19 protein-coding genes, 1 tRNA gene and 4 pseudogenes are annotated in these 20,246 nt (G+C 57.5%); 13 read left to right on the top strand and 11 right to left on the bottom strand.

Annotated features, from left to right (window positions below; all coding sequences use genetic code 11):
* Window positions 1–502: 502 nt before the first annotated feature.
* The 4 genes from GG26_RS08175 to zds form a co-directional block, all read right to left on the bottom strand.
* On the bottom strand, window positions 503–1,393 hold the full coding sequence (locus GG26_RS08175) for a lysostaphin resistance A-like protein (RefSeq protein WP_414389892.1): 891 nt from the start codon (window positions 1,391–1,393) through the stop codon (window positions 503–505).
* 130 nt (window positions 1,394–1,523) lie between these two features.
* Window positions 1,524–2,234, bottom strand: coding sequence for a class I SAM-dependent methyltransferase (locus tag GG26_RS08170; protein WP_011429562.1), 711 nt, complete (start codon window positions 2,232–2,234; stop codon window positions 1,524–1,526).
* Window positions 2,235–2,283: 49 nt separating this feature from the next.
* On the bottom strand, window positions 2,284–3,231 hold the full coding sequence (locus GG26_RS08165; RefSeq protein ID WP_414389889.1) for a sugar phosphate nucleotidyltransferase: 948 nt from the start codon (window positions 3,229–3,231) through the stop codon (window positions 2,284–2,286).
* A 235-nt stretch (window positions 3,232–3,466) separates the two neighbouring features.
* Window positions 3,467–4,945, bottom strand: coding sequence for a 9,9'-di-cis-zeta-carotene desaturase (gene zds, locus GG26_RS08160; RefSeq protein WP_414389887.1), 1,479 nt, complete (start codon window positions 4,943–4,945; stop codon window positions 3,467–3,469).
* A gap of 139 nt (window positions 4,946–5,084) precedes the next feature.
* Here zds and GG26_RS08155 point away from each other — a divergent pair.
* Window positions 5,085–5,156: transfer RNA gene (locus GG26_RS08155), tRNA-Gly, on the top strand.
* Between the two features lie 48 nt (window positions 5,157–5,204).
* Here the strand turns inward: GG26_RS08155 and GG26_RS08150 are convergent.
* From GG26_RS08150 to GG26_RS08140, 3 genes are all read right to left on the bottom strand, one after another.
* A complete protein-coding gene (locus tag GG26_RS08150) occupies window positions 5,205–5,939 on the bottom strand; it encodes a D-alanyl-D-alanine carboxypeptidase family protein (RefSeq protein ID WP_414389884.1) in 735 nt (244 codons plus the stop codon).
* Between the two features lie 39 nt (window positions 5,940–5,978).
* Window positions 5,979–6,416 (bottom strand): peroxiredoxin, encoded by a 438-nt coding sequence (locus GG26_RS08145; protein ID WP_011429567.1) that lies wholly within the window; start codon window positions 6,414–6,416, stop codon window positions 5,979–5,981.
* 70 nt (window positions 6,417–6,486) lie between these two features.
* A complete protein-coding gene (locus GG26_RS08140; protein ID WP_011429568.1) occupies window positions 6,487–7,110 on the bottom strand; it encodes an HD domain-containing protein in 624 nt (207 codons plus the stop codon).
* Between the two features lie 553 nt (window positions 7,111–7,663).
* On the opposite strand from GG26_RS08140, the pseudogene GG26_RS08135 reads away from it, so the two are divergent.
* The 4 genes and pseudogenes from GG26_RS08135 to GG26_RS08120 all read left to right on the top strand — a co-directional run.
* A pseudogene (locus GG26_RS08135) lies at window positions 7,664–7,795 on the top strand (IS200/IS605 family transposase); the annotation flags it as partial.
* Window positions 7,796–8,858: 1,063 nt separating this feature from the next.
* Window positions 8,859–10,238: a magnesium transporter gene (gene mgtE, locus GG26_RS08130; RefSeq protein WP_414389881.1), complete on the top strand. Its 1,380-nt coding sequence runs from the start codon at window positions 8,859–8,861 to the stop codon at window positions 10,236–10,238.
* Window positions 10,239–10,342: 104 nt separating this feature from the next.
* The gene (locus GG26_RS08125) at window positions 10,343–10,540 is read left to right on the top strand and encodes a hypothetical protein (RefSeq protein WP_099812376.1); all 198 of its coding nucleotides are present in this window, start codon (window positions 10,343–10,345) and stop codon (window positions 10,538–10,540) included.
* Between the two features lie 34 nt (window positions 10,541–10,574).
* On the top strand, window positions 10,575–11,276 hold the full coding sequence (locus GG26_RS08120; protein ID WP_414389878.1) for an MgtC/SapB family protein: 702 nt from the start codon (window positions 10,575–10,577) through the stop codon (window positions 11,274–11,276).
* Between the two features lie 230 nt (window positions 11,277–11,506).
* Here the strand turns inward: GG26_RS08120 and GG26_RS08115 are convergent, their stop codons facing one another.
* On the bottom strand, window positions 11,507–12,100 hold the full coding sequence (locus GG26_RS08115) for a TMEM165/GDT1 family protein (protein WP_414389875.1): 594 nt from the start codon (window positions 12,098–12,100) through the stop codon (window positions 11,507–11,509).
* Between the two features lie 441 nt (window positions 12,101–12,541).
* On the opposite strand from GG26_RS08115, the gene GG26_RS08110 reads away from it, so the two are divergent.
* The 4 genes and pseudogenes from GG26_RS08110 to GG26_RS08095 all read left to right on the top strand — a co-directional run bounded on the left by GG26_RS08110 (window position 12,542) and on the right by GG26_RS08095 (window position 14,709).
* Window positions 12,542–12,664: a hypothetical protein gene (locus tag GG26_RS08110; protein WP_011429573.1), complete on the top strand. Its 123-nt coding sequence runs from the start codon at window positions 12,542–12,544 to the stop codon at window positions 12,662–12,664.
* Window positions 12,665–12,686: 22 nt separating this feature from the next.
* Window positions 12,687–13,088, top strand: a pseudogene (locus GG26_RS08105) (YraN family protein).
* Window positions 13,089–13,487: 399 nt separating this feature from the next.
* A complete protein-coding gene (locus GG26_RS08100) occupies window positions 13,488–14,366 on the top strand; it encodes a dienelactone hydrolase family protein (protein ID WP_414389871.1) in 879 nt (292 codons plus the stop codon).
* Window positions 14,367–14,472: 106 nt separating this feature from the next.
* Window positions 14,473–14,709 carry a hypothetical protein gene (locus tag GG26_RS08095; protein ID WP_228375425.1) on the top strand — a complete coding sequence of 79 codons (237 nt, stop codon included), beginning with the start codon at window positions 14,473–14,475 and terminating at the stop codon, window positions 14,707–14,709.
* On the opposite strand, the gene GG26_RS08090 is transcribed toward GG26_RS08095, so the two are convergent.
* The 3 genes from GG26_RS08090 to GG26_RS08080 form a co-directional block, all read right to left on the bottom strand.
* Entirely contained in the window at window positions 14,706–15,248 is a 543-nt protein-coding gene (locus tag GG26_RS08090) for an NYN domain-containing protein (protein ID WP_011429576.1), read from the bottom strand. The two genes, GG26_RS08095 and GG26_RS08090, sit on opposite strands and share 4 nt — an antisense overlap.
* Before the next feature lie 134 nt (window positions 15,249–15,382).
* Window positions 15,383–16,093 (bottom strand): class I SAM-dependent methyltransferase, encoded by a 711-nt coding sequence (locus tag GG26_RS08085; protein WP_414389867.1) that lies wholly within the window; start codon window positions 16,091–16,093, stop codon window positions 15,383–15,385.
* Window positions 16,094–16,142: 49 nt separating this feature from the next.
* Entirely contained in the window at window positions 16,143–17,090 is a 948-nt protein-coding gene (locus GG26_RS08080) for a nucleotidyltransferase family protein (RefSeq protein ID WP_041438870.1), read from the bottom strand.
* Between the two features lie 429 nt (window positions 17,091–17,519).
* Here GG26_RS08080 and GG26_RS08075 point away from each other — a divergent pair, with 429 nt between their 5' ends.
* The 4 genes and pseudogenes from GG26_RS08075 to GG26_RS08060 all read left to right on the top strand — a co-directional run.
* On the top strand, window positions 17,520–18,383 hold the full coding sequence (locus tag GG26_RS08075) for an ABC transporter substrate-binding protein (protein WP_414389864.1): 864 nt from the start codon (window positions 17,520–17,522) through the stop codon (window positions 18,381–18,383).
* Window positions 18,380–19,201, top strand: coding sequence for an amino acid ABC transporter permease (locus tag GG26_RS08070; protein ID WP_228375426.1), 822 nt, complete (start codon window positions 18,380–18,382; stop codon window positions 19,199–19,201). The genes GG26_RS08075 and GG26_RS08070 overlap by 4 nt, the downstream gene beginning before the upstream one ends.
* Window positions 19,202–19,574: 373 nt before the next feature.
* Window positions 19,575–19,728: pseudogene (locus tag GG26_RS08065) on the top strand (RNA-guided endonuclease TnpB family protein); the annotation flags it as partial.
* Window positions 19,729–19,804: 76 nt separating this feature from the next.
* A pseudogene (locus tag GG26_RS08060) lies at window positions 19,805–20,246 on the top strand (RNA-guided endonuclease TnpB family protein); the annotation flags it as partial.

The raw sequence follows: 20,246 nt of genomic DNA, 5'->3' as shown, positions 1-20,246 counted from the left end.
CGTTTCGTTTACATTCTTGGCGGGATCCCGCCTCAAGTCCTTTCCGTCTGGGGATACCGACGCCAAGGCCGCTTAGGAGTTCAGCTAGAAACGGCAGGAGGCCCGCCCTTTTCCTCCTGTACACGGGGGATACGGGAGCGTGTCAATCAACAGCCGCGCAGCAAAACAGAGCGTTGGCGGTCGAACAGTTGGGCGTTTTCTCAACTGAGGCAGTTTCTGCACTCCAAGGCGGTGGGGCCGGGGTCAAGGTTGTGGTGGTGCCGCCTGCCGACAGTTTGCAAACCGGCCACCGATGTTTATGGCTTGGCCAGCAGGAAGGGAAGCGTTTTCGTTGTGTGAACCCGGCCTGGGGCTGGGAAGGGGAGGCAGATTTTAACGGTGCCAATGTGATTGCGGTTTTGGGGGCTGCTGTAAGCCGGTCTGCCCCCCGTACACGGGGGGTGTGGGGGGCCCTTGGTTGGCTTGCCAACTGCAGGGCTACCCAAAGCCTGCACTCTATGTGTCAGCATGAGTGCGGGCAATTTACAAAATAGGGCAAGTGAGCCCCCCGTTCCGGCCAATGGCAGCGGAGGAAAGGGATCACGATGAACCCAGCCAAAACTAGACAGCACAGGCTGTAGTAGAGGTGAAAGCTCCCGATGGGATCCACCTGTTCCACTACCCCTCCTCCCAGGGATCCCAGCGCTAGAGCCAGGATATTGTTCAAAGCATGGGCCAGGATGGGTAAGCTCAAGGAGCGTGCTTTCAGGTAGAGCAGCCCCATCACCAGGCCAAACACCGTCAGCCCAAGTGGGTTAGGGTGCAGTAGGCCAAAGACCACGGAAGAAGCCAGCAGGCCTCTGTCAAGCCCCCACTTGAGGCTCCAGCGGTGGAGCAAAATGCCGCGAAACAGCCATTCCTCCGTTATGGGGGCCACCACTGCAATCGAGAGCCAGCGCAACCCCTGGTACACCTGCGGCCAGGCTGTCTCCCCCTCCTCTTCCCCCAGGGAGTCCAGCATCGACTCCGCCAGCTCCGGGAAAGACAGCGACACCCAGTAGAGCATCAGCAAAGTGGTGCCCATGGAGAGCACAACCAAAGCCGGCACTACCCGCAGCAGGGATCCCCAGGGAATCGCAGCTCGCCAGTTGCCCCACAGCCGCCTCATCTGCAAATGGGCTCGTCGCCCGCGCTGCCAGCTCCAGATACAAGTGAGCACAAACGTGACGCAATAGACAACGTAGGCCAGCACCGGATCGTCCGAGGGCAGAGGCAACAGCCTGGCCAAAGCGACAACCCCCAGACCCACCCCCCCGTTGATCGACAGGAAAGCCAGCAGCAGATAGCGGGCCTTCAGCGCTGAAAATCCGGCTGAACCCGGCTCGGCAGGCGGCAAGGCGGGGGATCTGGACATAAAAAAGTAAGAGGTAGGAGTTTTCCCATCTTATAAGGGTGGGGGAGAGAGCACCGACTTTGGAAAGCCAATCCTCCGGGCAAGCTACCTCGTGGAAGGGGAAAGCCCCCCTCTTCAAAGGGAGAGGAGGTCACTGCTTGCGCTGAATCCAATAGGTGGTAAATAGCTCGCCACTGGCCTGTTTCTGGATTTTGCCCCCCAAGTCGGCGATGCGCCGCTCCCACTCCTGTAGGGGCGTGAGAATCGGCTCGCTGCCTTTGAAGAGCTCAATCAACCCCCACTGTTCGGCCCACACCGACTCAGGATTGACCACTTCGATAATCACTGGCGCAGCCGGACGCAACACCCGCCTCAGTTCTGCCCAAACCGCGTCAAAGTAGTCTATCGGGTAGTAGTACAAAAATCCTGTAGCAATGGCCAGATCGAACTGCTCTGGCCCGTAGTTTTCCAGGTGATGGGCGGATCCCTGCTGCATCGACTTGAACAGCTTGGAGTTAAGCTGCGGTGCCCGCGAGCGCACAAAGCGCACGATCCCCCCGCTCAGCTCATGGCCGTAAAAGTAGGCCTGCCAATCGTTCCAGGGATAGGTCAGGAAACTCACTCCACAGCCCAGATCCAAGCAGGCTTCCCGCTTTTTGGGGGCGCGCAATTGCCAAAAGGGGATCCCCAGGCGTTCCTGGAGGTGATCCCGCTTTTGGGCTTGCCAAAAGGGCAACTGTTCCAGGTCGGGGGGAAGCTGCCAACTGGCCCGACCCAACTGCACCTCCAGCTCCCGGTTGAAGCGGGCGGCTACGGCGGCAAGATAGGGATCCCAGCGTTCCCCGCTTTGCGGTAGCTCCATCTTTGGCCGGCTCTGTTGTGGAGGCTTGGGCGCTTAACTGGCCTTTAACCTAGACTACCAGGAGGCCCGGCCCATAGGCCCCCGGCTGCAGGGATCCATTGACCCAACTGTAGCTGCCGAGGATGGTGCCGGCGGGGACTTGAGCTTGGGAGCCCAAGCGCGTGTAAGCGCCGATGTAGCAGGGCGCGTGCAATTGAACGTCAGGGTGGATCTCGGCGGTCTTGTGAACCCATACCCCTGGCGCCCGTTCTTCCACATCCTCGAGAGGGAAATCCCTCATCCGGCTCAGGAGAATGTCCAGTTGGCCGTGGTAGTAGCTGGCCGGCGTGCCCAGATCCCGCCAGTAGCCAGTGTGCAGGTAGGCTTGCAGCCGTCGCCCCTGCCGCAGCAAGTCGGGGAAGATACGCCGCTCGAAGCTGAGGGGATCCCCGCTGGGGTAGTCTTTGAAAATAGCCGGATCGAGGACATAGGTACCAGCGTTGATGGTGTTGGTGGTGAGGGTGAGGGCTTCGGCAGCAGTGGGCTTTTCCCGAAAGGATTGGATCCGGCCCCCTTCCCCTACCTCCACCAGGCCGTAGGCGGTGACGTCCTCCACCTGGGCGAGGGTGAGGGTGGCGACGGCCCCGCTCTGCAGGTGGCAGTGTATCAAATCTAATAAATCCAGATCGGTGAGGATATCGGCATTGAAGACCACTAAGGGATCCCCGCTGAAATAGGGCTGGGCCAACACCAAAGATCCCGCCGTATCCAGCGGTGTTTCCTCGACGATGTAGCGAAGCTTTACCCCCCAGGCAGCGCCATCTCCTAGGGCAGCCTCGATCTGCCTGCCCAAGTACCCAACACTCAACAGGATGTCCGTCAAGCCAGCTCGACGGCAGCGGCCAATGAGCCAGTGTAAAAAAGGTACCTCCAACAAGGGCAGCAACGGCTTTGGCTGCCATAGGGTCAAAGGCCGTAAGCGAGTTCCCTGCCCCCCTGCCAGAATTACCGCCTGCATAGCTGTCCCCAACCCATTTTCCCAGCCTAGATGGTAGGGGAAAAGGATCCGGCTTGCCAGAGTCAATTCGCTGAGGGGGAGATGGCCGCTCAGGTGCAGATGGGGGGCAAACGGGCAGCCGGTTCCGCCCCGCTAAAACCGCCTGCCGCGCTTGGCGTGTCCCTGCCATAGGCCGGTGAAGAGAAAGGGGCCGCAAGGGATCGCCTCCAACCTCCCCTAGCGGGCATTGGCGTTTTTACGGTGCTCTACCTGCTGCAATCTTCACCGACTGCCCCGACGTCTGGGGATCCCGGCAGGCGGCCAGGATGGCCTGGGCGGCCAGGTGGCCGGAGAGGGTAGCCCCTTCCATGCTGTCGATATAGTCTTGGGCGGTGTAGCTGCCGGCAAAGAAGAAGTTGGGCACGGGGGTCTTCTGGTGCGGGCGATAGGGATCCATGCCTGGCGCTTCTCGGTAGAGGGAGTGGGCCAGCTTGACGACGCTGTACCAGGTCATGTTCAGTTGCCGCGACGAAGGAAACAGCTCGTGCACTTGGCGCAGCACGTGCTGGGCAATGGCCTCGTTGGACATGGAGATGAAGGGATCCCCCGGCGTGAGCACACACTGCAGCAGGGATCCCTGGCCGGGTTTGTAGTAGTCGGCGGGGCTGGTGAGAGCCAGATCGGCAAAGCAGGAGAAATCGGCATCGGGGGTGTAGAGGAGGTTGTCGATGCCAACTGGCTGCGGGTGGTCAGCGGCGCGTTTGGCCCGGCCCTTCAGCTCCGTCACCCAGCCGTCGAAGCGCAATTGCACCGTTGCCACGGGTACGGATTCCAGCTTGTAGAGGTTGTCGAACTGGGGCCACTGCCGCCACACCTGGGGGATCAGCCGTTTCGCCCCTTCCACGGCTGTTGCACACACGTACACATCCGCTTCCACCCGCTCGCCATTGGCCAAGACCAGACCGGTTACTGCGTAGGGAGGAGAGTCGCTGACTTCAATGCGGCTGACCCCTCTGCGGGTGTAAACCTGGCCGCCGCGGGCTTGCAGGTAGCGGACGATGGGCTGGGTGAGGTAGTTGTCCGGGGATCCCTTGAGGAGGTTGAGCTTGGAGGCATCGGTTTTGCTGGCAAACATCTGAAAAATGGTCAGCATGCAGCGGGCGGAAATCTGCTCCGTATCGATGAAGCCCAGGGCATAGGCAATCGGGTTCCACATCCGCTTCAGGCTGGCCTCGGATCCCCCGTGGCGGCGGAACCACTCGGCAAAGCTCATCCGATCCAAAGCGCGAATCTGCCGCATCGCCCCCTCGTAGTCCAGCAGGCCGCGAATCAGAGGGCTGGTGCCCAGCGCCAGGGCGTTGCGCAGCTTATCGGCCCAAGAGAGCTGCTCGGTGGCAAAAAAAGCCTTGAGGCCGTTGAAGGGCGCCCCTAGCGGGAAGCGAAAATCGAGGCTGGCCACCTGCCCCCCGCGGTTGACAAAGGTGTGGGTGTGTTGCTTGGGCAGCAGGTTCTCGTAGGCCCCCACCTTCTTCATCAGGGCAAACAGGTTGCTGTAGTTGCAGAAAAAAACGTGCAGCCCCATCTCGATGTGGTTGCCCTCGGCATCCTGCCAGGAGCCCACCTTGCCGCCCACAAAGGGCCGCGCCTCGTAGATCTGCACCTGGTGCCCCGCTTCCACCAAATCCACCCCTGTGACCAAGCCGGCCAACCCGGCCCCGATAATGGCTACCCGCATCGTGATCCCCTCAAATGAGCTCAGCCAAAGGCTGAGGCAACTGCAAAGAAAGATAAACTTCTCTCATTCTGGAACAAAATGCGCCAGGGATCCCTGGCTTGACAAACGACCGCAAAACTTGCCATGATAGATGTCCGATGCGGATGTAGCTCAGTGGTAGAGCTTCTCGTTGCCAACGAGACGGTCGCGCGTTCGAATCGCGTCATCCGCTTTTCGATCCCTCACCCCCGTCCCCTCTCCCAAGGGGAGAGGGGAGGTGTTAGCGCTTGTAGAAGGTCTCCAGGCTGTGGCGGTCGCCCACAAAGCGCCAGTGCCAAGGTTCGTAGTTCACCCCCTGCGGATTGTTTCTGGGGAAAGACAGCTCAAAGCCAAAACGGGCGGCATTTCTCTCCAGCCACCGGAAGGCAGGGGTGGTCTCAAAGGCTTCTTGAGTGTCCCACTGAGGAAACTGGGCATCGCCAATATCAATGGCGTAGCCGGTGTGGTGCTCGCTGTAGCCGGGGGGAGCGCTGAGCGCAGCCCGTTCTTCCGGTCGCAAGGCTCGCGATTGGGCCAGTTGAAAAAACAAAAACTCCTGCTCCGCTATCGAGCGAAACCCAGAGATAGGGACAAGGCGGATCCCGTCGGCTTGGGCTGCTTCACTCATGCGCAGGTAGCTCTCGGCAGCCGCCTGGCGCAGGCGCACCTCTCGACCGTGGTAGCTGCCCACCACCCGTAGGCTATCTGCGGGGGCCTCGGAATAGGCATAGTGCCCCAGCAGCGAGACCCGCTCATTCTGCTCAGTTGGCTGCGCCAGAGGGGGCTGACCGGCTTTTTCGAGGACTGGGGAATCTGCTGGGGATCCCGCCAATCTCTCCAGCCACCACGCCATCCAGAGCAGCAAGCCAACTATGGCCAGCCCTACGCCCAGCCACAGGCCCCACGAAGCTGAGGAACCTTGCGCTTTTTCCGCACCAGATGGCTGGCGACGCGCAACCGGAATGTCGTCGTTCATGCGCAAGGGCTGGGATCTCAGAGAGGAACCGAAGAGATTTTACAAACCCAAGTCGGCCAAAATATCGCGGGCGTGGGTTTCGGTGTTGATGTTCTGATAGACCTTGGCAATTTTGCCCTCGGCGTCGATGACGTAGGTCACCCGCTTGGCGTAGCCGCCTCCATCCACATCGTAGGCGCGGGCGATCACCCCACTGGTATCCACCAGCAGAGGGAAAGGCAAGTTGTACTTCTCGGCAAACTTTTGGTGAGAGGCCTGGTCGTCCATGCTCACCCCCAACACCACCACGTTTTTGCTTTGATAATCAGCGTAGGCGTCGCGGAAGCCGCAGGCCTCTTTGGTGCAGCCAGGGGTGTCGTCTTTAGGGTAAAAGTAGAGGACAACGGTTTTCCCGGTAAAATCAGCCAGAGAAACTTGGTTGCCGTGGGTGTCGGTCGTGTTGAACCCTGGAGCAACGGTGCCAACAGCGAGAACCATAGACAGGTGACCTGAAGAGTGCAAGAGAGAAAGCTGCCCTCAGCATTTTCTTCAGCCCTGGTCGTCTCTGTCAAGCTGTTGCCGGCCCCGACCCGGCTGCCCGTTGCAACTCGACCACCAGCTCTTGGAACTCCACTGCCAGCCTAGAAGGCAGCCGTCGCCCCAGGATCTCCGCCAGCGACCGGTAGTACCACAGGGATCCCTCTTTGCCGCCGGAGAAGCGCTCCCAGAGCTGATCCCCCAGTTGGCGAAAGTCGCGTAGGATGCAGCGGACGTTGTGCAGCTTGTCGGAGGCGGCCACCAGCAAAACCGAGGCATCTGCGGTTTCCAAGTGCTTGAGATAGGCCACTTTGCGCTCTTTCCAGTCTTCTTTGGGCTCGCCCAGGGAGCTATCGCTGTCGGTGTCCGTGCATCCCAGGACGATCTGCAGCACCCGTTCTCCGAAGTGCTCCCGCAGCTCCCGTTCAATCTGAGCCCGCGGCTCGCCGCTGTAGCGGGGGCCATCCTCCAGGCTGTCGTGGAGGAGGGCAGCAATGGCCTCATCTTCGTCGGCGCCATGCTCCAGGGCGATGGACGCCACCGCCAGCAGGTGGCTGAGGTAGGGGATCCTTGTTCCCTTGCGGGTTTGAGCGGCATGCCAGCGGTAGGCGTAGCGCATGGCCTCGGCAAACCGCGGCGTCAACTGGGTAGACATAGGTATCTCTCCGGTCGAGGTTGGCAGTTGAGGGGATTGGTATTGGTAGGAAATCGTATCCAGAAAGCGTCTATTCCAAACCAAGCTTTGACCTGGTTGCCGAGCGGCACTCTGACTTTTGCTTCTTGGAACTTAAGCCACTTTTTCGGGTATGCTACTGAGAACATCCCCTTCTTACGGTAGCGCGGCAGGTTTGGTCTTAAACTCATTCCTTCTTGCCAGGAGAGCCTCAGCTTTTTCTTAGAGCTACTGAGTGCCTCAGCTACAGACTTACACGTCTGTTGTGCGGCGGAAACATACATTGCGATAAAGTGCTTGTTTTGGGTTCTGGCCATCTCAGCACAAAGCTCACCATAGCTTGCCCATCGCTTCGTTTTGAAATAGACTTGTCTCGCATAGTACAAAGCACAGTTGTACACCTTATTAGACTGTTGACACAAGTACTCTAATAGGGGGACTAGCTCCCTGTTCCTGACTCGAACCTGCTGACAGCCGCACTCCATCATTGTTGGCAAGCGGCATGACAACCGCAGTCTGACATGGGCAAGCGATAGTGCGAGAGGAAAGTCAACGGTACAATCACTACAACCATGCTGTGGGGCTAGCGGTTGTTTATCTCATTTTTTGGCCAAAGAGAAGGAAAAAGGTCTTGGTAGGAGAAGTCAGGAAGAGGTTGTTTGAGCTATGAAACTATATCAACGACCCCCATCATGGGTAAGCGACTAAAGTGGCTAGCGGGCTTTTCCGCCCTGCACTCAAGTGCGGGGCTACCAAGCTATCCTTTTGTGTGCAGGTGGGGACTGGCCCGCAGGGCCTGGATCACCGGAGCCAGCTCGATGGCTGCGGGCCGCGTACCCAAGATCACAGAAACCAGGGGAAGGGTGGCCATAGGCTCATGGGCAGCGGCACCTGTAGAGGCTGGAAAGAGCTGATCCACTCCGCGCAGCTCATTGGGGTGAGCCTCTTAAAAACACAGGCAGCATAGGGCAGCGTTTTCCCAAGGTCACAAGCTGCCAGGATGGGGACTCTACTCAGTCAGGTCAGTCAGGCTGCGAGCAGAACCCGGAAGAGGTTGTGCTCTCTTGTTCGCTTACCCCGATCTTAACTCCCCATCTGCTCCGCTGATCGTTCACCGAATATGCCAGAAAAAGGTTGACGGGATCCCCTTCCTGCAACTAGCCTAAAAAGGGCTGAAGAGATCCTCTTCGGGCTGTCCGGGTTGTTCCGGTTCAACTCTTTCGGAGGAAAACGTTCAACAACATGGACGCTTCTGGCAGTTGTAGCACCGGCCAGCGGAGATCGCTCTTAGGAGCTCAAGTCCTTGGAGATCTGCGCCTTCCTGGTGCCTTCCATTTTCCCGCTGACAGCTTCTGTCGTCGCTTGAGAGGATCCCGTTTCGCCAACGCGAAGGGACAGGAGAGCTTTCTCAAATAGCTTCTGGCTTGGGTGGCTCTCTCGGTCGGCGACGAACAGATGGGCTGAGCAGAGCTCGACCTGAGCATCGGAAAAGGGAAAAGCAGGAGTGCTTCAAAGGGGACTTCCCCTAGCCTTGGGTTTTGTATTTGTTGTTCGTGGGCCAGGGGGAGCCCTTTGGATTCCCTTTTATCGACTTGGGCTTGTGGGCGTCGAGTCGGGCCTAAGACGTTGAGAGGCGTTCAGCTTCAGGGCTCCCATGAGCCTCGGAGCAGGGGTTGGTCGTTGCCCTCCGGGTCTTTTATCCGGCTGACTCCAACCTTCGGAGGTTTGTTATGCAGCAAAACATTCTTCGCGATCTTCTCTCTCCTGCCTCTTTGGAAGCCGCCAAGCGAGCGGCCAACCGCGCCCCTATTGCCGAGCTGGTGCAGCAGTTGATGGAGATTTCTCCGCGGCAGCGGGTACTGGCTTTTCGGTTGCTGGAAAAAGACAAGGCCATGGCGGTATTTGAGTATTTGCGGCCTGAAGAACAGGCCGATCTCATCCGCAGCATGGAAAACCCAGAGGTGATCCGGCTGGTGGAAGCATTACCCCCAGACGAGCGGGTGCGCCTGTTTGAGGAGCTGCCGGCCAAAGTTACCAAGCGGCTGATCGCCAACCTCAGCCCAGAAGCCCGCGAAGCCGTGAATATCCTGCTGAACTACCCGGAGCGCAGTGCCGGTCGGCTGATGAACCTGCGCTACTTGGCGGTGCGCGATACCCTCACCGTCGGGGCAGCTTTGGCCAGTGTGCGCGACTCCCAACTGGGGGATGACGAGCTGGATGTGATCTTTGTGGTCGATGACCAGCGGTTCTACAAAGGTCTGGTGCGCACCGTGCGGCTGGTGAAGGCGGATCCCGACCTGCCCATTCGGGAGCTGATCGAGGGATCGGATATTGTTGCTCGGGTTACCGACCGGGATTTGCAAGCAGCCCGTTTGCTCAAGGATTCCGGCTTGCCGGCCATTCCGGTGGTGGATACGGAAGGGCGCTTGGTGGGAGATATCACCTTTGAAGATGTCATCAACTTGGTGGAAGAAGAAGCCACCGACGCCGCTCTGGCCCAAGCAGGGGTGGGCAACTTGCTCAGCCGAGACAAGGTTTGGAGCGAGCGCCTGGTTAAAGGCTCCCGTTGGTATGCCGTCCGCCTGCGCATCACGTTTTTAATCATCACCTTGATTGGCGGCATGGTGGTGGGGGGAGTGATCCAAACCTTTGAGGAAGTGTTGCAATCAGTAACGGCAGCGGCTATTTTCATCCCCTTGGTCATGGATATGGGCGGCAATGTCGGTACCCAATCTACGACCATCTTTGCCCGTGGCTTGGCTTGGGGCCACATCAACGTGCGGCAGTTTCTCCCCTATTTGCTGCGGGAAGCCAGCATTGGTGGCATTATCGGAGTGATCCTGGGGGCCACGGCTGGGGTGATTGCCTACTTCTGGCAGGGGGCACCCAATGGGATCCCACAATTGGGTCTAGCGGTGGGCTTGGCTCTGGCCATTGTCCTCACTTTGGGGGCTATCTTGGGCGCCATTTTGCCCTGGGTGATGTTAAAGCTGGGCTTTGACCACGCTCCCGGAGCAGACCCTTTCATCACTACCATCAAAGATTTCACCGGCCTCTGGGTGTATTTCACCTTGGTAGCTTGGCTGGTCGGCGTTGAAGTCGAGTTCTGAGGCTGCTCTCTTCGCCTTGCAGTCCAACTTTGGCTCCCAGGCTACCCCCGGCCTGGGGGAGCTGGATTCAGATTGAATCCGATTATTCGTTCAGGAGGTGTGCCATGACTTTGAAAGCTCCTTCCACCACAGCTCAGTTCCGGTTGCTGCTGCAGCGCTACGCCCATCGAGTCAGCATAACCTGCGCTTTAGAAACGGGTGGTAAGCTGGCCCCAGAAGTGGCCTTTGCTCAACTGGAAACCCTCTGGCAGGCTCTGGAACAGGAGGCCAAAGCCCTGGGGATCCCAGATGTGGCCGGCTAGCCCTCACTCCTCCACGGCAACTGGAGCATGCCCTATGACCTGGATTGACTTCACCTTCCGCCTAACGGTTGCCTTTATCTTGGGATCCCTTATCGGGCTGGAGCGCCAGTGGCGGCAGCGCATGGCCGGCCTGCGCACCAACACCTTGGTGGCCACTGGCGCAGCCTTGTTTGTCATGCTCTCAGTGCTCACCCCTGATGAAAGCAGTCCAACTCGCATTGCCGCCCAGGTGGTGTCGGGGATCGGCTTTTTGGCCGGGGGCGTGATCCTCAAAGAGGGGGCCAGCGTGCGCGGCTTGAACACCGCTGCCACCATCTGGTGTGCAGCAGCCGTAGGGGCTTTTGCCGGATCAGGGTACATTCCCCAAGCTGCCATTGGGTCAGGAGCCGTGTTGATCGCCAACATTCTGCTGCGCCCCCTGGGCTACCGCATCAACCAACAGCCCCTCAAAGGCACGGAGCTGGAACTGGTCTATGAGTGTTCATTTATCTGCAAAAGCCATGCGGAAGCCCACCTGCGCGCCCTGCTGCTGCAGGGCATAGCGCCCACCCATCTCAAATTGCGAGCCCTCTACAGCGAAGACCTAGAAGACAAACCCGACCTGGTCAAAGTTGAAGCGGAGCTGGTCACCCAAACCCGCGACGACCAGGCTCTAGAACTTGTCGTCAGCCGCCTCAGCCTGGAGCCAGGAGTGATTACTGCCAGATGGCGAATTATCGAACAGGAATTTGGATAATCCGAACTTTTTTTCCGACTTCATGGGAGTTCTGCAGCCAAAAGGCAGAATGTGCCCAGCTCAACAAAGAGCGGACCTTCGCGCCATGAAGCGAGAGGAGATTTTGCAGTCCAAGCGGGAGCAGCTCCTACGGGTATGGTTGTTTCAAACCCGATTAAGACGCTCCTCCAGTGCTCGGCTCCACTGACGCAACGAGCTGTTTCATTGCTCTTTGAAATAACTACAGTTGTTTATCCTAACAATTCCCAACTGGTTACCAACGCAAACAGCAGAAACAAGCCGCCCCCCACCCAATGCACGGCCCGTTCAGAGATGTGGGCTGCTAAGAAGCGACCGCCCACCACCGCCAACCCCACCATCAGCCCATGGCCGAGGGTGGCCCCTGCCCAGACACTCAATCCCGGGTGGGTGGCTGCCAAGGAAACGGTGGCAATCTGGGTTTTGTCCCCGAACTCGGCCAAGGCGGTCAGGCTAAAGGCCTCCCACACAACAGCCCAAGCCCCGCCGCGGCCAGCGCCTTTTTCTTCTGCCTGCTCCACCAGCCTGAGGGCTTCTTCCTCTTCTTCCTTCTCCTGCTGGGGAGTCATCTTGTAAGCTTGCCAGAGCATTCTCAGCCCAAAAGCCGCAAAAACCCCAGCCGACAACACTCGCACGCCCAGCGGCGGCAGCAGCTTGAAAAGCACCTTCCCGGCCACCACCGCCAGCAAGGTCATCACGGCCAAAGCCAGCCACGTTCCCAAGAAGACCCAGCGGCGCGGGTGTCGCATAGCCAGAATCAGGGGGGTAAAAAAGGTTTTATCCCCAAACTCCGCTACCGTAACCAACAGCAAACTTGACGCAAAACCAGCCCACATCGTTTAGCCTCCAACCTCTCTTGTGTGTGGAATCGGTTCACACCTAGAGGTGAAGGCTGGGAAAGTCAGACGGACTCACCAAGCTCACCTCCGCGTGAACTCAGTGAAAGTCTCGTCACCAAGGCAAGACGATGGGCTTGCCTTGTCTCTGGCACCGGGCTGCTTTTAGCCAGTATGTCGATGCAGAGGGCGGTAAGCCGCCTGACTACTCCCTTTCCGTCTGAATGGTAGCATGCTGAGCTCCCAGTGGGAGTCATTCATTCAAGCATTCAAGAAAAGCTCTCCAATGGGATCCCCCAAGACTTGCTGTGCCTTGGCCGATATCAGTGCCGCGCATCGCTTACCAGAGGATTGTGAAGGAGCGGCAGGCTATTATGATCACGGTTGAGGAGAAAATCAGGGGAAAACCACGTGGATGCAAAGTTAGTCTTGGTGGGGGTTGCTCTTGTCCTCTCTCTGGCAAGTTTCTACTTCGGCACCCGCAACGGCTTTTACGACACCGACAAGTATCACGGCAATGGCTCTGCTCATTAGAGCCGGGCGCTGGTGATTTTTTATGGATCCCTTGCCCAGAAGGGCTTCCCTCCAGAATACAGGCAACGTCGGCGAGGGCTGGGTGCGGCAATATCTCTGTCAGCAGGGCTGGTAGATCCTGGCCCAGCGGTGGCGCTGCCCTTGGGGCGAGCTGGATCTGGTTGCCCACAAAGCTGATGTGCTGATTTTCGTAGAGGTGAAAACCCGTAGCCCCGGTAGCTGGGATCGAGGCGGGCTTTTGGCGGTTGGGATCCCCAAGCAGCGACGCTTGATCCGGGCTGCCCAGGCCTTCTTGAGCCAGCATCCCCACCTCTCCGAGTTGTCCTGCCGTTTTGATGTTGCGCTGATAGAACGTCGGGCCTCTGGGGAAGGGGTAAGCTATGCTTTGGTTGACTACCTGCAAGCGGCTTTTGAGATTTGTTGAAGCAAACTTATCTCACTTGTCAAGGCCATCTGCACCAGTACAATTGCCGTTTTGCCGCTATTGCCAAACGCTCAGTTTGTCTTTTTGGCTCTGCCCAATGCTGCCATCATCCAACAATTTCGGCAACTGCCAAATAAGCTCCAAAGTGCGAGATGGCATCGATGCTTCTTGAAATGCTTAACCCAAAGATTTCCGGTTTTTAACTGATTTTTAACTGTCTCTTGAGTTGCATTTCCGTTGATCAGCATCGCTGTGCCGAGCCGATCTTAACAGCTCTACGATGCAGATCTCAGACAGGATAGGCAAGATTTGCATCGAGACTGTCAGTAGAAAGAATCTTTACAGACAAAATATTGTTTATCCTGAGAAGAGGGGTTTGTGTTTTTGAGGATTGGGCCTATGTATGCGGAGCAACCCAAGGGGGGATCCTCCAGCAGCTGGAAGCGCCGTCAGTTGAAGCTGGCCAACGTCGCTGCTAGGTTTGCCTCGGCAGTACAGCCGATCTTTGCCCAAACCATCATCACCGATAGCGAAGGATTGGAAGCCGGCCCCGTCACCATTCCCACCCCAGATGGCGAGATCCCTGGCTATCGTGCCAAGCCGACCGGCTCTGGCCCTTTTCCACTGGTTTTGGTGGTGCAAGAGATCTTTGGTGTACACGAGCACATTCAAGACATTTGTCGCCGCTTGGGGAAGTTGGGCTATGTGGCAGTGGCTCCCGAGCTGTTTTTCCGGCAGGGGGATGTTTCTCAGCTGCAGAGCCTTGAGGAGATTCGCGCCATCGTCTCCCAGGTGCCCGATGCTCAGGTGATGTCGGATTTGGATGCGGCGGTGGATTGGGCAATTGGCAACTCAGGTGCGGATCCAGAGCGGGTGGGCATTACTGGCTTTTGCTGGGGTGGTCGAATCACTTGGTTGTACGCGGCTCACCGACCCGGCTTGAAGGCGGGTGTTGCCTGGTACGGTCGTTTGGTGGGAGAGTCCACACCCTTAACCCCAAGGCATCCGCTGGATGTGGCAGCCAGCCTGAAGGCACCTGTGTTGGGTTTGTATGGTGGTGCAGATACCAGCATTCCCTTGGAAACGGTGGAGCAAATGAAGTCAGCTCTGGAAGCTTGCGGAGATCCATCGCAGTTGATCATCTACCCGGATGCTCCCCACGCCTTTTTTGCCGATTATCGCCCCACCTATCGCCCAGAAGCGGCTGGTGACGCTTGGGAACGGTTGCAGGCTTGGTTTCGAGAACACGGCTTGGCCCAGGGATCCCGGTCTCAATGATGGGATCTCATCTGTTCCCGTCGGCAGGACGGAGTCTTTTTTTGACTGCGCCGAAGGCAGAGCTTGGGGCAAGCTGGTATATTCCTAGCCATCTCAGGGAAACAGCATGAAAGCGCATGAGTTCTGGGCTCGTACCGACAGCCAAGGTCAACTGATTTTGCCCATGCGGGCGCAGGAGCAATTGCCCAAAGATCGAGTTGTGCGGGTGCTGGTGTTGGTAGATGAGCAGGAGCTGGCTCCAGCAGAGGTAGCGGATCCTTCACAGGAGCAGTTGCCCACTGCCTCGCCAGATGAGGAGCATCTTTGGTATGGAGCTCCCACCGTTCCCTACGATGGCATTTAGCGCATGGGATCTTGGCCGGACAGCCGCCAGCGGTTTAGGCGCGAGAGGGTATCTGCATCCAAGTAGGCATCAATGCCCCGCTTGCTCGATAGCCGTTTTGGTTGGACGCGCCGGATCTGCTGCTGGGCCTGCTGCACTTCATCCCACAGTTGTTCTGCCGAGACCCATTCGGCGTTGTAGCCGCCAATCACCAACTGCTGGACACGATCGGAGGTAGCCACCCGTACCCGACACCCATCCCTCTGCAACTGGGCACACAGCCGTTCAATACAACTGTCGGCGGTCTCGCCATAGGAGGTATACAGGATCTCGATACCCGAAGGGGAGCGCTCTTGCCGGGCTGGAGTGGGTTGGGCGTAGGCATCGTACACCACGGTCGCCTGGTAGCCCCGGAAGGCCACATAGTTGGCCAAAGATTCCACCAAGCGCAGACGGGCCAATTCCATCAGGGAGCGACGCGCTAACTGGCTCAGGGTGGGCCAAGCTCCGATGATGTTGTAGCCATCAACCAAGAGGAAGGTGGGAGAGGAGGCTTGCATGGATGGCGGTGGATCCCTTGTCCGGGATCACACTTCTTAATCTTAATCTTTATCTTATTTTTAATCTTAGTACCCAGCCTTAAAGGTTACCCCACTACTCCGAATGCTCCGATACTTTCCCGGTTGTGAGCAGATCACGGTCTGCGCTGAATCCAATAGGTGGTGAACAGTTCGCCACTGGCCTGTTTCTGAATTTTGCCCCCCAAGGCTGCGATGCGCCGCTCCCACTCCGTTAGGGGGGTGAAAATCGGTTCGGTGCCTTTGAATAGCTCGATGAGGCCCCATTGTTCCGCCCACACCGAGTCGGGATTGACCACTTCAATAATCACAGGTGCAGCCGGTCGCAACACTCGCATCAACTCTGCCCAAACCGCGTCGAAGTACTCAATCGGGTAGTAGTACAAAAATCCGGTGGCAATGGCCAGATCAAATTGCTCCGACTCGTAGTTTTCCAAATGGTGGGCGGATCCCTGTTGCATTGACTTGAACAGCTTGGAGTTAAGCTGGGGTGCCCGCGAGCGAATAAAGCGCACAATCTCACCGCTCAGCTCATGGCCGTAAAAGTAGGCTTGCCAATCGTTCCAGGGATAGGTCAGGAAGCTTACCCCACAGCCCAAATCCAAACAGGCTTCCCGTTTTTTGGGGGCACGCAGTTGCCAAAAGGGGATCCCGAGGCGCTCTTGCAGGTGATCCCGCTGCTTGGCTTGCCAAAAAGGCAGTTGCTCCAGGTCTGGGGGAAGTTGCCAACCTGGCCGACCCAGTTGAATTTCCAGCTCCCGATTGAAGCGAGCAGCCACAGAGGCAAGGTAGGGATCCCAGTGTTCCCCGGTTTGTGGTAGCTCCATCTGTTGATGGCTTTGTCGTGGATGGTTATGGACTTAACTTGCACTTAACCTACACTACCAGGACTCTCGGCCCGTAGGCTCCCGGCTGCAGGGATCCATTTACCCAGCTGTGGCTGCCGAGGATGGTGCCTGCTGGAATCTGAGCTTGGGATCCCAGCCGGGTGTGGGCGCCAATGTAGCAGGGGGCGTGCAGTTGAGCGCTGGGATGGATCTCAGCCGTTTTGTGCACCCATATCCCCGGCGCCTGTTGCTGCACATCTTCCAGGGGAAAATCCGTCATTCGACCCAGGAGAATGTCCAGTTGGCCGTGGTAATAGCTGGCCGGCGTGCCCAGATCCCGCCAGTAGCCTGCGTGGAGATAAGCTTGCAGCCGGTGCCCTTGCCTGAGCAAATCGGGGAAGACACGCCGCTCGAAGCTGAGGGGATCCCCACTGGGGTAGTCTTTAAAAATGGCCGGATCCAAGACATAGGTGCCGGCGTTGATCGTGTCGGTGGTGAGGGTGAGGGCTTCTGCAGGGGTGGGTTTTTCTCGAAAAGATTGGATCTGGCCCCCTTCCCCAACTTCCACCAGGCCATAGGCGGTGATATCTTCCACGCGGGCGAGGGTGAGGGTGGCAATGGCCTTGCTCTGCACATGACATTGCATCAACGCCTGCAAATCCAGATCCGTGAGGATGTCTGCATTGAAAACCACCAAGGGATCCCCAGTGAAATAGGGCTGAGCCAGCACCAAGGCTCCCGCCGTATCCAAAGGCGTCTCTTCAGGAATGTAGCGGAGCTTCACCCCCAAAGCAGAGCCATCTCCCAGAGCAGCCTCAATTTGTTGGCCCAGATAACCCACGCTGAGCAAAATATCTGTCAGGCCGGCTCGGCGGCAGCGCCCGATCAGCCACTCCAAAAAGGGCACATCCAAAAGGGGCAACAAAGGCTTAGGCTGCAAAAAGGTAAAGGGCCGTAAGCGAGTTCCTTTCCCACCCGCCAAGATCACCGCTTGCATAACCACCCTCAACCCCGTTCTCTTCACAAAGATATTGACATCCTCTCCGCCCAATTGCTAAGGGGGATCCATTGGGTCGAGCCAAATGTTTTCTGCTACCCAGAACGTCGATTCTCCGTTGCCCACAGAGGGATACGGATTGCCCCCCCGGGCAACACAGCACGAGTCTTGATCGCAAGTCTCAGGGGATGCCTTTCTGGAGGAGATATTTCAATCTCAATTGGGATTCATAAGCTCAATCCTGAGACAGTTGATTTGCCTTTTTTAGAGCATGTTTGGAGAATTGCGACCCGCTCGCCCCAGTCGGGAATAGCCACCCAAAGCGGCAGTGTCAGGTGATACTACCTTGCAACGGGAATTGTGACAGCCTTGGATAGCTTGGATGGATTCCAATGGGTTTGCCCTTCACCTTCATCTGAGGTTTTGCCGATGTCTGTTTCTCGACGCCGATCCCTACAAGCCCTCTTCTTGACCCTGGCCGGATGCTGGGCTCTGGGCACACACCAGGGATCCCTGCTGGCCCAAAGCAGAGACCTGTTGGCTCAAATTCAAGAGCGCGGGGTACTCCGGGTTTCCACCGACTCCAATTACCGTCCTCAGAGCTACCTCAATCCCGACGGCAGTTGGGAAGGATTTGACGTGGATGTGGCGCGCGAGATCGCCAAGCGCTTGGGGGTAGAGGCTGAGTTTCTGGATATCAACTTTGATGTCATCACCGCCGGATCTTGGAATGGCCGCTGGGATGTCAATGTCGGCTCCATGACCGTAACTGCCGAACGCCAGAAAGCTCTGCTGTTTACCATTCCCTACTACTACACCCCCGCCAGCTTCGTGGTCCACCAAGCCTCGACCCTGACCGATATCGCCGCCTTGGAAGGAAAGCGAGTTGGGGTGGGCACCGCCACCACCTACCAAGCTTACCTGGAGGGCAACCTCACTCTGGAAGGAGAGACCATCCAAGTTCCGGCCCCGCGGGTGGACATTCGCATCTACGACACCGATAGCCTGGCTCTGCAGGACTTGGCACTGGGGGATGGCACCCGCCTGGATGCAGTCTTGACAGCTTTGCCGACGGCTGAAAATGCCATTCGGGAAGGACTGCCCCTGAAAACTCTGGGGGATCCGGTCTACTATGAAGCCTTGGCTGTGGCCTTGGATCGCTCCAGCCCTGCCCCTTCCGAGAGCTTGCAAGCCAAAATTAACGAAATCTTAGAATCCATGCATGCGGACGGCACGCTAACAGCCCTCTCAAAGCGGTATTACGGCATTGATCTGACGAAAAAAGCTAAGTGAGCAAAGACTCTATCCCACTGGAGCAGCCCATTTACCCACCGCCCCGGATTCGAAAAGGGATCCCGTTCCCGGTGGCCCAGGGGTTGTGGTTGGTTTTGTGGCTGCTGTTGTTGGTGTTCACCTTCAGCGGGGTACAGTTGGAGTTGGCCGGGATCCCCATCCGTACCTTGCGTCTCAACGGCAACTTTGTGCGAGAGTGGTGGTGGTTTATCTCGCAAGGGGTGGGCACTACTTTTCAACTGTCCTTGGTCTCCATCCTCTGTGCCACCACCTTGGCCTTTTTGTCGGCACTGGCGGGGCTCTCCCAGATTGCCCCTCTGAGCAGCCTCTCTGCTCTCTATGTCTCGCTGATGCGGGGCACACCTCTATTCCTGCAGTTTTTGTTCATCTACCAGGCTTTGCCGCAACTGGGTCTGGTGTTCGGCTCGTTCACTTCGGCAGTGCTGGCCTTGAGCCTGAACTATGGCGCCTACATGAGCGAGATCTTCCGGGCCGGGATCCAAGCCATTCCCATTGGGCAGCGGGAAGCTGCCTATGCCCTGGGGCTTAAGCCCTGGCAAACCCTGTGGTGCATCATTTTGCCGCAAGCTTTTCGAATTGTCTTACCGGACATTGGCAACCAATTCATCGCCATGCAGAAAGACACTGCCCTGGCCAGTGCCATTGCTTTGCAGGAGTTGATGGGCCGGGCTCGACAGGCAGGTTTGCCGCGCCAGCACTTCTTCGAGGCTTTGGTGGTGGCAGCGCTGTGGTACTGGCTGCTGACGTTAATCTTGTCATTTTTCCAGGGACGCTTGGAACGGTACCTGGCCCGCTAGAGGAGCATGACTCTAGTCAATAATAAGCTCAACTATACTGAAAATAATGTATAATGTGTTCAGTACGGATTACTACCAGTTGATCTTTCTGTTTACTTTCGAGTCTGCCAACATGGTAGCCAAAGCAAAGCAGAAAATTGGTAGTAAGACGACACGGAAACTGCGCTTTGGGTATTCTACTCAAAGCTTTGCGGGATACCGCCATTCTGTTTGGAAACAAACAGAATGCTATCGCTGCATAGTTGAACAGTGATGTTCAGCAGTGTTCAGCGTAAATGTATCAGCCTGACTCTAATCCGGCCATTACTTTGGTGTCTGCTTGCATACGTTTGTGGTTGCCCACAAAGACCGGCTGTGCCGTTCGCGATAGCAGGGGGCTCCAAAAACAGCCAGAAAGCTGGGGGACATCATCCTGCACTGACTTGCCGCAGTGGGTGAAAGAGGATCCCTGCCACCTCAAGCGGAACGCCATTCAAGAGGCAGGGCTGGCCTTTCGAGAGAGCAAAGACCCGAAGTTTCGCAGCGTCAGCTAGAAATCGCAGGAGCCCCGCACTGTACCCGTAGGGTCAGTGTCGGGAGGAATGCGGAAGTTATGATAGAACCATGACCCAAGTCCTGACCGTCTCCTGCAAGCTCAAGGTGTCCCAGTCGCAAGCCGCAAAGTTGGATGCGACAATGGATGCCTTTGTGCAGGCGTTGAACTGGGTCAACCAAAACACACCAGAAAAAGTAGTCAACGCAGTCAAACTCCAATCCCTTTGCTATTACCAGATTCGCGCTCGGTTTGGCTTGTCCAGTAATCTGGCCCAGCAGGTCTGCAGACGGGTGGCAGGCGCTCGCAAAGTGGCGAGACAGCGCAACCGTCCAGTTAAAGAGTTCAAGCGTAGGTTCGTTACCTACGATGCACGTATCTTCTCGTTTCGCGAGAAAGACTGGACAGTGTCGCTTGCCACGGTTGATGGAAGAGAACGCTTTGAGCTAGCCATTGGCAACTACCAGAGGGGAATGCTGGCTGGCTCTAACCCCAAATCGGCCACCCTAGTCC

Source organism: Synechococcus sp. 'PEA 65AY6A-5F PE A', from assembly GCF_047462575.1.
Taxonomy (GTDB): domain Bacteria; phylum Cyanobacteriota; class Cyanobacteriia; order Thermostichales; family Thermostichaceae; genus Thermostichus.
The sequence above is the reverse complement of the archived record's forward strand: the minus strand, read 5'-3'. Positions and strand labels throughout refer to the sequence as shown.

Bases quoted from the DNA above. Each gene is read 5' to 3' on its own strand.
- GG26_RS08080 (WP_041438870.1), bottom strand. From the start codon at position 17,090: ATGCAAGCGGTGATCTTGGCGGGTGGGAAAGGAACTCGCTTACGGCCC.
- GG26_RS08125 (WP_099812376.1), top strand. From the start codon at position 10,343: ATGACTTTGAAAGCTCCTTCCACCACAGCTCAGTTCCGGTTGCTGCTG.
- GG26_RS08165 (WP_414389889.1), bottom strand. From the start codon at position 3,231: ATGCAGGCGGTAATTCTGGCAGGGGGGCAGGGAACTCGCTTACGGCCT.
- GG26_RS08175 (WP_414389892.1), bottom strand. From the start codon at position 1,393: ATGTCCAGATCCCCCGCCTTGCCGCCTGCCGAGCCGGGTTCAGCCGGA.
- GG26_RS08085 (WP_414389867.1), bottom strand. From the start codon at position 16,093: ATGGAGCTACCACAAACCGGGGAACACTGGGATCCCTACCTTGCCTCT.
- GG26_RS08150 (WP_414389884.1), bottom strand. From the start codon at position 5,939: ATGAACGACGACATTCCGGTTGCGCGTCGCCAGCCATCTGGTGCGGAA.
- GG26_RS08170 (WP_011429562.1), bottom strand. From the start codon at position 2,234: ATGGAGCTACCGCAAAGCGGGGAACGCTGGGATCCCTATCTTGCCGCC.
- GG26_RS08075 (WP_414389864.1), top strand. From the start codon at position 17,520: ATGTCTGTTTCTCGACGCCGATCCCTACAAGCCCTCTTCTTGACCCTG.
- GG26_RS08120 (WP_414389878.1), top strand. From the start codon at position 10,575: ATGACCTGGATTGACTTCACCTTCCGCCTAACGGTTGCCTTTATCTTG.
- GG26_RS08095 (WP_228375425.1), top strand. From the start codon at position 14,473: ATGAAAGCGCATGAGTTCTGGGCTCGTACCGACAGCCAAGGTCAACTG.
- GG26_RS08100 (WP_414389871.1), top strand. From the start codon at position 13,488: ATGTATGCGGAGCAACCCAAGGGGGGATCCTCCAGCAGCTGGAAGCGC.
- zds (WP_414389887.1), bottom strand. From the start codon at position 4,945: ATGCGGGTAGCCATTATCGGGGCCGGGTTGGCCGGCTTGGTCACAGGG.
- GG26_RS08090 (WP_011429576.1), bottom strand. From the start codon at position 15,248: ATGCAAGCCTCCTCTCCCACCTTCCTCTTGGTTGATGGCTACAACATC.
- GG26_RS08145 (WP_011429567.1), bottom strand. From the start codon at position 6,416: ATGGTTCTCGCTGTTGGCACCGTTGCTCCAGGGTTCAACACGACCGAC.
- GG26_RS08140 (WP_011429568.1), bottom strand. From the start codon at position 7,110: ATGTCTACCCAGTTGACGCCGCGGTTTGCCGAGGCCATGCGCTACGCC.
- mgtE (WP_414389881.1), top strand. From the start codon at position 8,859: ATGCAGCAAAACATTCTTCGCGATCTTCTCTCTCCTGCCTCTTTGGAA.